This is a genomic window from Bradyrhizobium sp. AC87j1 (genome assembly GCF_002936975.1).
Classification (GTDB): domain Bacteria; phylum Pseudomonadota; class Alphaproteobacteria; order Rhizobiales; family Xanthobacteraceae; genus Bradyrhizobium; species Bradyrhizobium shewense.
In genome coordinates, this window is sequence record NZ_PTFE01000053.1 from 24,093 (window position 1) to 38,016 (window position 13,924).

At 64.8% G+C, this 13,924-nt stretch carries 14 protein-coding genes; 6 read left to right on the plus strand and 8 right to left on the minus strand.

Annotated elements, in window-relative coordinates; genetic code table 11:
- Window positions 1–42: 42 nt before the first annotated feature.
- From CV770_RS24700 to CV770_RS24710, 3 genes are read right to left on the minus strand one after another with little or no spacing between them, the layout of a single operon-like run.
- A complete protein-coding gene (locus CV770_RS24700; protein ID WP_104464211.1) occupies window positions 43–783 on the minus strand; it encodes a di-trans,poly-cis-decaprenylcistransferase in 741 nt (246 codons plus the stop codon).
- Window positions 784–814: 31 nt separating this feature from the next.
- A complete protein-coding gene (locus tag CV770_RS24705) occupies window positions 815–1,189 on the minus strand; it encodes a winged helix-turn-helix domain-containing protein (RefSeq protein WP_165637569.1) in 375 nt (124 codons plus the stop codon).
- Window positions 1,176–1,793, minus strand: coding sequence for a hypothetical protein (locus CV770_RS24710; RefSeq protein ID WP_091962069.1), 618 nt, complete (start codon window positions 1,791–1,793; stop codon window positions 1,176–1,178). The genes CV770_RS24705 and CV770_RS24710 overlap by 14 nt, the downstream gene beginning before the upstream one ends.
- Before the next feature lie 195 nt (window positions 1,794–1,988).
- Between CV770_RS24710 and CV770_RS24715 the strand changes: the two genes are divergently transcribed.
- Window positions 1,989–3,236 carry a S1C family serine protease gene (locus tag CV770_RS24715; RefSeq protein ID WP_104464212.1) on the plus strand — a complete coding sequence of 416 codons (1,248 nt, stop codon included), beginning with the start codon at window positions 1,989–1,991 and terminating at the stop codon, window positions 3,234–3,236.
- 12 nt (window positions 3,237–3,248) lie between these two features.
- Here the strand turns inward: CV770_RS24715 and CV770_RS24720 are convergent, their stop codons facing one another.
- Together CV770_RS24720 and CV770_RS24725 are read right to left on the minus strand one after the other, a co-directional pair.
- Window positions 3,249–3,527: a DUF3551 domain-containing protein gene (locus tag CV770_RS24720; RefSeq protein ID WP_104464213.1), complete on the minus strand. Its 279-nt coding sequence runs from the start codon at window positions 3,525–3,527 to the stop codon at window positions 3,249–3,251.
- Between the two features lie 149 nt (window positions 3,528–3,676).
- Complete coding sequence (locus tag CV770_RS24725) at window positions 3,677–4,651, minus strand: Bug family tripartite tricarboxylate transporter substrate binding protein (protein ID WP_091962081.1); 975 nt, start codon at window positions 4,649–4,651, stop codon at window positions 3,677–3,679.
- Between the two features lie 125 nt (window positions 4,652–4,776).
- Between CV770_RS24725 and CV770_RS24730 the strand changes: the two genes are divergently transcribed.
- Window positions 4,777–5,187 (plus strand): VOC family protein, encoded by a 411-nt coding sequence (locus CV770_RS24730; protein ID WP_104464214.1) that lies wholly within the window; start codon window positions 4,777–4,779, stop codon window positions 5,185–5,187.
- A gap of 246 nt (window positions 5,188–5,433) precedes the next feature.
- Entirely contained in the window at window positions 5,434–7,014 is a 1,581-nt protein-coding gene (locus CV770_RS24735) for an AMP-binding protein (RefSeq protein ID WP_104464215.1), read from the plus strand.
- A 134-nt stretch (window positions 7,015–7,148) separates the two neighbouring features.
- On the opposite strand, the gene CV770_RS24740 is transcribed toward CV770_RS24735, so the two are convergent.
- From CV770_RS24740 to CV770_RS24755, 3 genes are all read right to left on the minus strand, one after another.
- Window positions 7,149–8,243: an HD-GYP domain-containing protein gene (locus CV770_RS24740; protein ID WP_104464216.1), complete on the minus strand. Its 1,095-nt coding sequence runs from the start codon at window positions 8,241–8,243 to the stop codon at window positions 7,149–7,151.
- Window positions 8,244–8,618: 375 nt separating this feature from the next.
- Window positions 8,619–10,904, minus strand: coding sequence for a xanthine dehydrogenase family protein molybdopterin-binding subunit (locus CV770_RS24750; protein WP_104464218.1), 2,286 nt, complete (start codon window positions 10,902–10,904; stop codon window positions 8,619–8,621).
- Window positions 10,901–11,392 carry a (2Fe-2S)-binding protein gene (locus tag CV770_RS24755; RefSeq protein WP_028139556.1) on the minus strand — a complete coding sequence of 164 codons (492 nt, stop codon included), beginning with the start codon at window positions 11,390–11,392 and terminating at the stop codon, window positions 10,901–10,903. The genes CV770_RS24750 and CV770_RS24755 overlap by 4 nt, the downstream gene beginning before the upstream one ends.
- Window positions 11,393–11,880: 488 nt before the next feature.
- On the opposite strand from CV770_RS24755, the gene CV770_RS24760 reads away from it, so the two are divergent.
- The 3 genes from CV770_RS24760 (at window position 11,881) to CV770_RS24770 (ending at window position 13,846) form a co-directional block, all read left to right on the plus strand.
- Window positions 11,881–12,645 (plus strand): alpha/beta fold hydrolase, encoded by a 765-nt coding sequence (locus CV770_RS24760; RefSeq protein ID WP_104464219.1) that lies wholly within the window; start codon window positions 11,881–11,883, stop codon window positions 12,643–12,645.
- A 22-nt stretch (window positions 12,646–12,667) separates the two neighbouring features.
- A complete protein-coding gene (locus CV770_RS24765; RefSeq protein ID WP_091962096.1) occupies window positions 12,668–13,009 on the plus strand; it encodes a hypothetical protein in 342 nt (113 codons plus the stop codon).
- 165 nt (window positions 13,010–13,174) lie between these two features.
- Window positions 13,175–13,846: a dienelactone hydrolase family protein gene (locus CV770_RS24770; RefSeq protein ID WP_104464220.1), complete on the plus strand. Its 672-nt coding sequence runs from the start codon at window positions 13,175–13,177 to the stop codon at window positions 13,844–13,846.
- Window positions 13,847–13,924 lie beyond the last annotated feature (78 nt).

Sequence of the window (13,924 nt, forward strand, 5' to 3'; positions counted from 1 at the left end):
CATGCGGATAGAAACGAACAGCTCGTTTTCATGTGCCGCGCGTCACACACGGGAGAGCGAAGGCACCTCCTCGGGCACGATCGCCTGAAGGCCGCCGAAGCGGCGCTCGCGGCCGTGGAAGGAGGCCAAGGCGGCGGCGAGATCGCTCGCGTCGAATTCGGGCCACATCCGCTCGGTGAAGTGCAGCTCGGCATAGGCGCCTTCCCAGAGCAGGAAGTCCGACAGCCGCTTCTCGCCCGAGGTGCGGATGATGAGATCGACGTCGCGCAAGCCGGCTTCGCCGGTGACGAGCTGCGAGAAGGCTTCGCGGGTAAGGCTCGTCAGCGCGGCCGCCTTCGCCGCGGCATTGAGGATGGCGTCGCGCGCGGAATAGTCGACGGCGATACGCAGGTGCAGCGTCGAGCCTTCAGCGGTCGTCTCTTCGGCGCGCGTGATCGCGTTGGCGATGCCGTCAGGCAACCGGTCGCGGCGGCCGATCACGGTGAGGCGCACGCCGTTCTTGACCAGGCTCTGCACCTCGTTGGCGAGATAGAAGCGCAGCAATGTCATCAGCGCCGCGACCTCCACCTTTGGTCTCCGCCAATTGTCGGTGGAGAAGGCATAGAGCGTCAGGGTGCCGATGCCCTGTTTTGGCGCGGCCTCGACGATGCGGCGGATGGTCTCGACGCCGGCCTCGTGGCCGCGCACGCGCGACAGGCCGCGCCGCGTCGCCCATCGTCCGTTGCCATCCATGATGATGCCGACATGAAGCTTCTCGTTGCGGGACGCAAGGTCACTTTGCATTGCAAAGTCTCCGGTCAAAAAGGGGGGAGGATCAGGTCGAGACGATACCGAGGCGGCCGAGCGGCGGCCCCTCGCGGCCGGCAGCTTTCGCAGCGTCGCGCACCAGGCGCTCGAGCACGGCGAGATAGTCGAGGAAACGGCGGCGCCCGGTCTTGGTGAGGCGGCAGGTGGTGTGCGGGCGGTTGCCCTCGTAGCCCTTGGTCACCTCGACGAGGCCGGCCTCCTGCAGCACGCCGAGATGCCGGCTGAGATTGCCGTCGGTGAGGCCGCAGAGCTGCTTGAGGTCGGCGAATGCCAACCCCTTGGGATGCGCCATCAACGAGGTCAGAAGCCCGAGCCTCGCCTTCTCGTGGATCACACGGTCGAGCCCTTCATAGGAGAAGGGCGCGCTGTCAGTCTTCGACATCATGGTCTCCCGATGCGACATAGAGAATGCCCGCCATCACCGACTGCCCGATCACGAAGGGCAGGCCCATGGTCCACGGCGACAACGTGTGCGTCTGGCTCGCGAGCACCACCACGGCGAAGCCGGACACGAAATACCAGGCACCGGCGAGCGCGACGGTGCGCGGCAGCGAGCGGACGGAAGCGAAAATGCCGAGCGACACCAGGATCTGCCACAGGCCCGGGAGCAGCCAAAGCGTCTCGCCCGCGAACTTCCACATCACCACCGCGAGCAGCACGCCGGCAACGCCTGCGGGCAGGAACTGCTCGACCGCCTGGTGGATCATGGCGTCGGCCAGACCCGAATGATGGCGGTGCGAACGCGCACGCATCTCGATCCCGATGATCAGGCCGGACAGCGCGGCGGCCATGAACCAGCCGAGGAAAAAGCCGAGCGGCTCGCCGGTGGGATCGCCCAACAGCCAGAATTGCAGGATCGCGGTGAGCAGCGCGACAGCGCCGGTCGCGGCCATCGTCGCGGGGCCATAGCCGCGGAACGCCGTACCGGCCGCAATCTGGCTGCGAATCGCCACGATGTCAGCCAGTGCCTTGTCGAGATCGCGCAACGCCAGAACCTCGCTCCGCCCGTGTTTCCGGGATTGCTCGTCCCGTTACTTTGTAATGCAAAGTATATGGCATTGCAAAGCAAACGCAAGCCCGAAAGTCGCTGCGAGAGGATACCGCCGGCCCAGACAACTGCCGGTTGCGTACTCCCTGCTCCCGTAGATAAGATGCGGTCCAAAAGCGTCCCGGGGGCTGGTATGTGGCTTAAGTCATTAATTCTCGCATCTTTATTGCAAATAGGTATCGCCGGAGCCGCGAATGCGGCGGGACCGTTCGGCAGCGTCAATGTCGGCAACTGGATCGGCGGCGCCTTCAGCAACGACCAGACCGGCGCCTTCTCCCATTGCGCCGCGACGACACCCTATGCGAACGGCGTCATCCTCGTCGTAAGCCAAAATTCCGCCGGGACCTGGTCGCTCGCCTTTGCGAGTCCCAGCTACCACTTCAACAAGGGTGAGAACGCCGCAATCGACGTGACCTTTGACGGGCGGGAGCAGGCCCGGCTGTACGCGACGGCGTATCAGTCCAACATGCTCACGGCCATCATGCCACTCAACGTCGTGCGCACGTTTCAGAAGGCCAGCCTGATGGTCGCAACAGCCGGCCGCGCCGTTCTGAATTTCGATCTGACATCGACCGGGCCGGTCATCGCGGCATTGGCCAATTGCGTGAGCAAGGTGAAAGCCGACGGGCTCGACAAGGCCGGCGACTTCACCAAGGTTGCGGCGAAGCCCGCAGCGGCCGGCGACAAGCAAGGTGCGCCTCCCGCCAAGCCGGGACGAACCGGAACCTTTACCGGCACTGGTTTTGTGGTCAGTCCCAACGGACATGTCGTCACCAACAGCCACGTGATCGATAGCTGCACCGGAGATATCAAGGGTAATCTCGCCGGTGAGGCCGCGATGGTTCTGCGCGTTGTCTCCAGCGACGCGACAAACGATCTCGCGCTGCTGCAGGCGCCGGCGACAGCAATGTTCAAGGATTTTGCGAAGATCCGGGACCGCTCGATGCACTCCGGCGATCCAGTGGTGGCCATCGGCTTCCCGCTGCACGGCTATCTCTCCTCCGACCTGACCGTGACGACGGGAATCGTCAGCTCCCTCAGCGGCTTCCGCAATCACACCGGACGTTTGCAGATCAGCGCGGCCGTTCAAGCGGGCAACAGTGGGGGCCCCTTGTTCGACCTGTCCGGCCAGGTCGCAGGCATCGTCGTTGCCAAGCTCAACGCGCTCAGGATGATCAAGGAGACCGGGCAGCTGACGGAGAATATCAACTTCGCCATCAAGACCGGCGCGCTGCGCGACTTCCTCGACAACTCCGTGGTGCCCTACCAGACCGCAGAGCCCAAGGGCGAACTGAAGACTGCCGACATCGCCGCCAACGCCCGCGCCTACACGATGCTGATCTCGTGTACCGGCACGGAACAGGCGGACGCGAAGCGGTAAACCGGTGTGCTCTCAATACGGAGCGACGGACCGCACGCGCCGCGGCGGCCGCGGTTCCGCCGGCAGCCCTTGGCCGTAGGCGAAGCGCGGATTGCGATCGCAATACAGCAGCCGGCCGGACACGCTGGCCTGGCATTGTTCATGGGTGTTGTAGCTGCATTCGCCGGGATAATCATAGTCGCCGCCCCGGGCGCACCATGGATAGTCGCGCGCGGCCGCGGGCGTGATGGTGGCGAAGCCGGCCAGGACCGCCGCACTGAACGTCATCAGCACCAAATGCATCTTGCGCATGATCCAACTCCTCTCTAGCTGGCCCGAGATACGGCGCCATCTATCATCAGGTTTCGCAGCGCCATTTTATTCCAGATCAACGAAACAAGACACGCAAGAAAAAAGCCCTGCCAGACGGCAGGGCTCCTATCCTCACGATCACAAGACCGCTACTCGACCTTCAGGCCGGCGAACTCGACGACCTTCTTCCACTTCTCGGTCTCGGCCTTGATCTCCTCGCCGAACGCCTCGGGCGTCTGCGCCCGCGGCTCGCCACCGAGCTCGACCAGACGCTTGGCCATGTCGGGCTCCTTGATCACCGCGTTGACCTCGGCGTTGAGCTTGGCGATGATTTCCTTGGGCGTGTTCTTCGGCGCGCCCATGCCGAACAATGCGCTGGCCTCATAGCCCTTGACGGTGTCGGCGATCGGCTGCACGTCAGGCAGCTGCGCCGAGCGTTCCGTGGTGGTGACGCCGATGGCGCGAAGCGAGCCGGAGCGGATGTGCTGGATGATCGAAGGCATGTTGTCGAAGATCACCTGCACCTGGCCGGCGAGCATGTCGGTGATCGCGGGCGCAGCGCCGCGATAGGGCACGTGCTGCATCTTGCAGCCGGTCATGGCCATGAACATTTCGCCGGACAGATGCACCGAGGTGCCGTTGCCGGACGAGGCCATGTTGACCTTGCCGGGATTGGCCTTCACGTATTCGATGAACTCGGCGACGTTCTTGGCCGGCACGTCCTTGTTGACGGTCATCACGTTCGGCACGCGCTGGAACGAGGCGACCGGCGCGATGTCGCGCACAAAGTTGAACTTCAGATTGGTGTAGAGCGAGGCGTTGATGTAGTTGGCCGGATTGACCAGCTGCAGCGTGTAGCCGTCGGGCTCGGCATTGACGACCGATTCGGTGGCGATATTGTTGCCGGCACCCGGCTTGTTCTCGATCACGAATTGCTGGCCGAGCTTTTCCGACAGGCGCTGGCCGATCAGCCGCGCCAGGATGTCGGTGGCCCCGCCCGGCGGATAGCCGACCACCCATTTGACCGGGCGGGCCGGATAATCGGCGGCAAAGGCCTTCGACAGCGGGGTGGCTGCAAGCGGACTGGCGGCGAGCAGGCCCAGCGCGGTACGGCGAGTGATCATCTCAAGGGTTCTCCCAACGTGTTGTTCTTGAAGCCAGATAGCTTGATGCCGGCGTCGGTGGGGTTGTAACAAAGCTTGCCGCAGGCGCAAAGTGCGCGGGGCGCATCGCGACGAAAGGATAAGGCATGGCGGTCAAGGTCGAAGCCCTCGATCATCTCGTCGTCAACGTCGCCGACGTCGCGGCCACCGCGGAGTGGTACGGCAAGATTCTTGGCATGGAAGTCAAGGTGTTCGACCCAGGCGGCGGCAAAGCGCCGCGGACTTCGCTTCACTTTGGTAACCAGAAGATCAACGTCCGGCCGCGCGATGCCGACAAGGTGGAGTGGTTCACCGCGGACCACCAGACCGCCGGCAGCGAGGATCTCTGCTTCCTCACCTCCGCCACGCCCAATGAGGTGGTGGCGCATTTGCAGGCACACGGCGTCGCGATCGAGGAAGGTCCGGTTCCCAAGCAGGGCGCGCGCGGCACGCTGCGCTCGGTCTATTGCCGGGATCCCGACGGCAGCCTGATCGAGATCTCGTCGTACGAGGATTGAGGTAGGCGGGCGCTACACACTCCATCGTCATGCCCGGGCTTGTCCCGGGCATCCACGTTCTTCGAGCGGCAAGACGTGGATGGCCGGGTCAAGCCCGGCCATGACGGAGGAGAGAGTGCGCGCGCCTCACAAGGCATGATGCACTCATGCCCCTCCCCGATTTGCTCGCCGCGCCGTGCGATGGCAGGAAGACGCAATAATCCAGAAGCAGCCGCCATCAAGATGCAGGCTGCACGGGGAGGATCCATGCCACTTCACCAGACCGCGGCCGGGATTGTCGGCCCATTCGACGGGCTCGACGTACCCTGGCTCTTGAGGATGCGCGCCGAGGTGCGGCGTGATCATCCGTTCCTGATCTGGGCGCCGTTCGATGCGCCGGCGCGGCGCTGGAGCTATGGTGAATTTCACGAGCGGGTCGGCGCGCTCGCGGCAGGGCTGGCACGGCGCGGCGTGAAGCCGGGCGAATATGTGCTCATTCATCTCGACAATTGCATCGAGGCGCTGCTGGCATGGTTTGCCTGTGTCGAGCTAGGGGCCATCGCGGTCACCACCAACACCCGCTCGGCGCCGGCCGAGATCGCGTATTTTGCCGATCATTGCGGCGCGGTCGCCGCGATCACGCAGCCGGCCTATGCGGAGATTGTCGCGCAGAACTGCCGCAACATAAGCTGGATGGCGGTGACCTCGCATGATGCGGGCGCAGCGCCCGCGCACGGCGTCTCGCGCGGCGACAGTTTTGAATCCCTGTTCGCCGACAGCGCCGACCGTCCCAGCCGCGCGGCCGATCCGCTGGCGCCGTGCAGCGTGCAGTACACCTCGGGCACGACCTCGCGCCCCAAGGCCGTGCTGTGGACCCACGCCAACGCGCTGTGGGGCGCCAAGATCAACGCCGCGCACGAGGACTTGCACGCCAGCGACGTGCACCAGACCTATCTGCCGCTGTTCCACACCAATGCCCTCGCCTACTCCATGCTGGCGACGCTGTGGGTCGGCGCCACCTGCGTGATCCAGCCGCGCTTCTCGGCCAGCCGGTTCTGGGACGTCGCGCGCGAGCACGGCGCGACCTGGACCTCGACGATTCCGTTCTGCATAAAGGCGCTGCTCGAGCAGGAGATCCCCAGGGATCACAAATTCCGCCTGTGGGGCACCGCGATCAACGAGCCGCCGGCCTTCGTCGCTTTCGGCGTCAAGATGATCGGCTGGTGGGGCATGACCGAGACCATCACCCACGGCATCGTCGGCGAGGTCGACCAGCCCAACATACCGATGTCGATCGGCCGCGCGGCGCCTGAATATGAAATCCGCATCACCGACGACGAGGGACGGCCGACCGAGGTCGGCGGCACCGGCAATCTCGCGATCAAGGGCATCCCCGGCCTGTCGCTGTTCGCCGAATATCTGCACAACGAGAAAGCGACGCGCGAGAGTTTTGACGCGCACGGCTTCTTCCTCACCGGCGACCGCGTCGAGCGGCTTGCGAACGGCTACATCAAGTTCGGCGACCGGGCCAAGGACATGCTGAAGGTCGGCGGCGAGAACGTCGCAGCCTCCGAGATCGAGCAGGTGATCGCGCTGGTACCGGGCGTGCGCGAGGCGGCCGTGGTGGCCAAGTCGCATCCGATGCTGGACGAGGTGCCGGTCGTCTTCATCATCCCGCAGGGCGGCGTTGCAGGCGCCGCGCCAGACCTGCACGAGCGCGTGATGGAAGCCTGCCGCAAGGGCCTTGCCGACTTCAAGGTCCCGCGCGAGATCCGGTTCGTCGACGACATGCCGCGCTCGACGCTGGAGAAGGTGGCGAAGGCGGAGCTGAGGAAGTTGGTGGGGTAGCGTGCGGCCACACGGCGCGCTGCCGTAGGGTGGGCAAAGCGAAGCGTGCCCACCATTCAAAGTGTGATCGGAGAGAGCTCGTGGGCACGGCGCTTTGCGCCTTTGCCCACCCTACGGCAGCGGAAAACGCTGCGCTAGAACGACCCCAGCGCCACAGGCCTGAACGCCTGCAGCAGCTGCTGATCGAGCTTGCCGCCCATGCCTTCCATCATCCCGAACGCACGGGAATGCGTGAAGGGCATGCGGTAGGCGCGTTTCTCGACCAGCGCGGCATAGATGTCGACGATCGTCGTCAGACGGACGATGTCGCTGATCTGGTTCGACGACAGGCCGTTCGGATAGCCGGAGCCGTCGAGGAATTCGTGGTGATGCAGCACGACGTCGAGCATCTCCGGCGGGAAGCCGCCTTGCGCTGCGAGCGCGTCATAGCCGCGGCGCGGATGCTGGCGGACCTCGGCCATCTCATCGTCGGAGAGCTTGCCGGGCTTGTCGAGCAGCGCGGAGGGAACGAAGGCCTTGCCGACATCGTGCAGCAGCGCGGCGCGGGTCAGGCGGCGCTGGTCGTCCTCGCGCATGCCGAGGTGCTGCGCGAAGGAGACGGCGAAGCCGGTGACGAACAGGCAGTGCCGGTAGCTGCCGACATGGTGGCAGCCAACCGTGGTGAGCCATTCACGCAGCGAGGAATGCTTGATCGCCTTCAGGATCTTGCTCTCGGCGGCGATCACGTCGTCGAAGGTCAGGGGCACGCCGAGCGGCAGCTTCTCGAACATCTTCGCCAGCACCGCGTGCGCCGCCTCGACGCCGCGGTTGAGCGTCTTGCCGCGGTCGGTCGCGTCATAGGCGGCGGTGTCCGGGAAGGCAGCGCGGATGCGCTGAAGGATGGCGTCCGCCTGGAGCGGCCGCGAGATGGTGTCGGTGGCGCCCAGTGCCCAGGCCTGCATGGTGCCGTGATGCAGGGCATCGGCGAGCACGAACAGCCGCGGCATCGAACGATAGGCGTCGCTGCGCAGCTTGTTGCGCACCCGCTGCACGCTCTCGGGCGAGCGCAGGTTGATATCGACCACGAGGCCGGACAGATCGCGCGAGGGCTGCTCGGGAATCCCCTGCGTCGTCACCGTCGAGACATCGCCGACCGCCTTCAGGATGCTGGCGAGCTCGGTGCTCTCGTCGCTCCGGTCGGAGGCGAGCAGAAGCCGGCGTTTGGCGGCGGTTTTGGCTGAGGCGTTCATGACTTCCCCAAAGCACGGGATTGGATTTGGCGTCAGCCTAAGCCGGATCAGGTTCTCCGGCCCTTAAGAGGCGTGCTCAATGGAACCTTCTGAAATCGGGCGCAATTTTAGGGACTTCGGGTTCCAGAAGAGGAACTTTAAAACCGCGAAAACAACCCCATGCACAGTAGAAGGGGCATTGAAAGATAAGGGGAATTTTACCGTCATGGCCGGGCTCGTCCCGGCCATCCACGGCCTTTGACCCCGGAGCACGAAGAACGTGGATGCCCGGGACAGGCCCGGGCATGACGGTGTACCGGATGCAGAGAGATCCAAAACAAATCCGCCGGAGGTTGCCCTCCGGCGGATCGTCTCATTCAGCAATCACGCTCGGCGTTACGCCTTCATGCTCGCCTTCACGGCCTCCGCCGTGATCGGCAGTGCCCGCACGCGGGCGCCAGAGGCGTTGAAGATGGCGTTGCCGATGGCGGGGGCGACCACCGTCACCGCGGGCTCGCCGACGCCGGTCGCCTTCTCGCCATTGGCGATCACGGCAATGGCTACCTCCGGCATCTGGCTCATGCGCAAGGGCGTGTAGCTATCGAAATTGGTCTGCTCGATGCCACCGTCCTTCAACGTCGCCTTCTCGTACATCGCCAGCGACAGACCCCACAGCGCCGCGCCCTCGACCTGGGCACGGATGTTGTCGGGATGCACCTGCGTGCCGACGTCGGTTGCGACCGTGAGCTTCTTCACGGTAACCGCGCCCGACGGCGCCACCGCGACATGGGCGACGCACGCCGTCCAGCTCGCGGTTGCGCGCTCCTGCGACGAGACGCAGGCAACCCCCATGCCCTCGCCTTTCGGCAATGGCCTGGTGCCGTAGCCCGACAGCCCCATCGCGGCGAGCAGCGTGTTGCGCAGCCGCTGCGCGCCGCCGTCGTTCTTGCCGGCGCCGTCGAGCAGGGAGATGCGGAACTGCGCGGGATCCTTGCCCGTGGCAGCCGCGATCTCGTCGATCATGCTTTCGACCGCCCAGAAGGTCCAGCCCGGTGCCACCGAGCGGAGCTGGCCGGACGGCGTGGCGTTGTGCGCGAGCTCGTTCTTGATCGCGCGCACATAATGGTTGGGCACGGTGTAGAAGAAGTCGGCCCCGTTCACCGTGAAGCTGTCGAGCGGACCCTTCTTGTCGACCGAGGGCGTCAGGAAATCGGGGATTCCCCAGCGCGCGGTCGGCCAGGCCGAGACCACGTCGTGGCTGAGCGCGACGAGCTTGCCGTCGCCGTCCACGCCGGCCTTCACTTTCTGGTAGGTGAGCGGACGCGAGAAATCCATCGTCATGTCGTTCTCGCGCGTGTAGATCACCTTGACCGGCTTGCCGATCGCCTTCGCCGCCTGCACCGCGGGAATCATCATGTCGGCATCGAGACGCCGGCCGAAGCCGCCGCCCAGCCAATGCTGATGCATGACGACGAACTTCGGATCGATCCCGGCTGCACCCGCAGCGATCGCGCCGGAGCGCGTCGCGAACTGGTTGCCGGAATAGATGTGCAGGATGTCGCCCTTGAACTCCGCAGTGGCGTTCATCGGCTCCAGCGGCGCGTGGATGTTGATGCTGGTGGTGTACTCGGCCTCCACCAGCTTGGCCGCCGAGCCGAAGGCCGCGTTGGGATCGCCGTCCTTGACGAAGAACTGGCCGGAATCCTCCAGGCCCTGAAGCCGCTTGGCTTCATCCAGCAGCGACTGGCTCGACAGTTTCGCGTTCGGACCGCCGTCATAGGCGATCTTCAGCGCCTGCGCCGCCTTCTTGGCGTTGGCATAGGTGCTGGCAACCGCAACGACCCAGCCGGAGGTCGTGCCGGTCTTGTCGTCGAGGGTGACGGCCTTGATGAAGCCCGGCACCTTCTTCGCCGCACTGTCGTCGACCGATTTCACCGTGGCCCCGAACCGCACCGGCGGGGTAACCACCGCGCCATAGGCCATGCCCGGCAGCATCACGTCGATGCCGTATTTCGCCGTGCCATTGGTCTTGGAGGGAATGTCGAGCTGCGGCACCGACACGCCGATCATGGTGTATTGATCCGGCGTCTTCAGCTTGATCGCCTTCAGCTCGTCCGGCGTGAAGGTCTTGGTCGCCTTGCCGCTCTTGACGATGTCGGCAAACGACATCTGCTTCTTCGACTTCGGATGCACGATCATGGAATCGCGCACCACGAGTTCCGCCGCCGGCACACCCATCGCAGCGGCCGCGCCTTCGGTCATGGCCATGCGACCCGCGGCGCCCGCGCGGCTCATCGCCTCGAAGTTCATCATGGTCGACCAGCTGCCGCCGGTGATCTGCGCGCCGAGCACGGGATCGTTGAACTTCGGATCGTTGGAGGCGAGCGCGACGCGCATGTCGCTCCATTTCGCGCCCAATTCCTCGCAGACGATCTGGGCCATGGTGGAGGCGATGTGCTGGCCCATGTCGGCCTTGCCGCAGGTCACGGTGACGAGACCATCCGGCGAGATCGCATACCAGACGCTCGGCTCGAAATTGGCGGGAGCCGCAGCCGAGGCGGAATCGATGCCGGGTACGCCGGCATAGCCGAGCACGAGGCCGCTTGCGGCGGTGCCGACGAGGAAGGAGCGGCGGCTGAGATCGGTCGTCGCGGGGCTGATGTTCTTGACGTGCTCGTTCATGTGGGCCTCCGTTCGTTGCCGGAGGCGGACGCGGTGCGCATCTCGGATGCGGCGCGCATGATCGCCTTCTGGATCCGCGAATAGGTCATGCAACGGCAGAGATTGCCGTCCATATGCGCCACGACCTCTTCCTTGGTCGGATTGGGATTCTTCGACAGCAGCGAAGCCGCCTGCATGATCTGCCCGGATTGGCAATAGCCGCATTGCGGCACCTGCTCGGCGACCCACGCTTTCTGCAAGGGATGATCGCCCTTGGCGGAGAGGCCCTCGATGGTGGTGATCTTCTTGCCGGCGACATCGCCGACCATCGTCTGGCACGAGCGCACGGCTTCGCCGTTGACGTGCACGGTGCAGGCCCCGCACAGCCCGGCACCGCAGCCGAACTTGGTGCCGGTCATCTGCAATTGCTCGCGGATGGCCCAGAGGAGCGGCGTGTCGTTCGCCGCATCCACGGACATACTCCGCCCGTTGATGGTGAGTGTTGGCATAGGCGTCTTCCCCTGCCGGTGCATGAAGCCGCTTACGGCGGCAACTTGAATAGCGGACGCCCACCGGGCTGGCGTCAGCCTTGGCGGCGAGAATGATCGGGTTCGCGTGCCGTGGCAAATGCAATTTGGAACGAGTCGAAAAAACCGCCTCTGCACTTGCTCGTTGTGCGCCGCGCCAACGGCGCCGACGCAGCCACTGGACACAACAGCGCGTGCGTCAGACATGCGTGCCATCGCGTTCAGGCAGTTTCTTCCAGGTAACTTGGCCGGCTAGAGTGCAACGTCGATGCAGGTGCCCCTTCTCCCCTTGCGGGAGAAGGTGGCGCGAAACGCCGGATGAGGGGTGTTTCTCCGCTCGCAAGACCATTCGTGAGAGAGAACCCCTCACCCGGCTTCGCTCCGCGAAGCCACCCTCTCCCACAAGACAAGGGGAGAGGGTGCACCGGTGTCGAGGCGCGATATAACAAGAAACGAGAAGGGGTGGAGACATGCCGAAGATCAACAGAGACGGCGTCAATATCTACTACGAGATCCATGGCAACGGCCCGCCGCTGCTGCTCACCCACGGGTATTCCTCGACGTCGGCGATGTGGCATGGGCAGGTCGATGCGCTCGCGAAGGATCACACGCTGATCCTGTGGGACATGCGCGGCCACGGCCAGTCCGATTATCCCGATGATCCCAACGCCTATAGCGAAGCGCTGACGGTCGGCGACATGGCGGCGATCCTCAACGCTGTCGGCGCTGAGCGCGCGATCATCGGTGGTCTCTCGCTCGGCGGCTACATGTCGCTCGCGTTCTATCGCACCTATCCGCAAGCCGCCCGTGCGCTGCTGATTATCGACACCGGCCCCGGCTTCAAGAAGGACGACGCGCGCGAGGCCTGGAATGCGCGGGCGCTTGGCACGGCCGACAAGCTCGATCGCGAAGGTCTCGACATGCTGAAGTCGGCGACGCGCGAGCGCGCTACCGCGAACCATCGCAACGCCAGGGGATTGACGCTCGCCGCGCGCGGCATGCTGACCCAGCGGGATGCGCGCGTGATCGAGCTGCTGCCCGACATCAAGGTGCCCTGCCTGATCGTGGTCGGCGCCGACGACACGCCGTTCCTGGCCGCGTCCGATTACATGGCGGCAAAAATCCCCGGCGCACAAAAGGTCGTGATCCCCGCGGCCAGCCACGCCGTCAACATCGATCAACCCAAGGCTTTTGTTGACGCGGTCCAGCCTTTCCTGAAGAACTTGCCGGCATAGGCCAAGCAATCAGAGACGTACCATGATGCGAGCGATCTTCGCGGCGGGCGCAATGGCGGCGCTGCTATCGTCGGCGGCGCAGGCCGAGCCCTTCGGCGCGGTGCCGCCGCGCCAGCCCTTCGTCACGACCTTGTCGAACAATACGCCGCTCGCCTTCGGCATGGATGCCGAGCAGAGCGCCCGCGCTCTCGGGCAGCCGCTGCAATATGTGCGCGGACGTCCCGGCAACGAGATCTATCTCGCGCTGCGCAACATCGGCGGCAGCGGCTTGATCCCCTACCGCCACCGCCTGTTCCTGCAATTCCGTCATGGACGGCTGGCAGGATGGAAGGAGGATTACGGCGAGAACTGGATGTGGGAATAGGTACTGCCCCTCATCCTGAGGAGCTTGCGCAGCAAGCGTCTCGAAGGATGAAAGGCCCCGCTGCTGCATCCCGGCCTTACATCCTTCGAGACGCACGCGAAGAGCGCGCTCCTTCAGGATGAGGGAGGGGAGTGAATTCCGTGACAACCAAGAAGGACAACCCGCGTGGGACAAGACATCAAGCTGACGGCCTCCGACAATTTCCAGTTTGGCGCCTATCGCGCCGATCCCGGTGGTACGCCAAAGGGCGCGGTGGTGGTGATCCAGGAGATATTTGGCGTCAATCACCACATCCGCTCGGTCTGCGACCGTCTCGCCGGGGAAGGCTATGTCGCGATCGCGCCCTCGATCTTTGACCGGACCGCGCCGGGCTTCCAGTCGGGCTATTCGCCCGATGAGATCGCCGAAGCGCGCAAGTTCGTCGCCAACCCCGATTGGGCCGCGATGCTGCGCGACACCCAGGCCGCGATCGATGCGGTGAAGAGCGTCGGCCCCGTGGGCATCATCGGCTTTTGCTTGGGCGGCAGCATCGCCTTTGTCGCGGCGACGCGGCTGTCGGGACTGAAGGCTGCGATCGGTTATTACGGCGGCGCGGTCGTGCGCTTCGCCGACGAGACGCCGAAGGTGCCGACGCAACTGCATTTCGGCGAGAAGGATGCAGGCATCCCGCTGACCGACGTCGAGACCATCAAGTCGAAGCGGCCGGACGTAGGGGTGTTCGTCTATCCGGGCGCCCAGCACGGCTTCCATTGCGACGAGCGCGCGAGCTACGACAAGGCCAGCGCCGACATTGCCTGGCCGCGCAGCATGGCGTTCTTCGCGGCGCATTTGAAATAAGGCGCGTCTCTCCACCGTCATTCCGGGACGTGACGAGCGGAGCGAGCGGAAATCGGGTGGCTGCATCCTGCCGCCCGG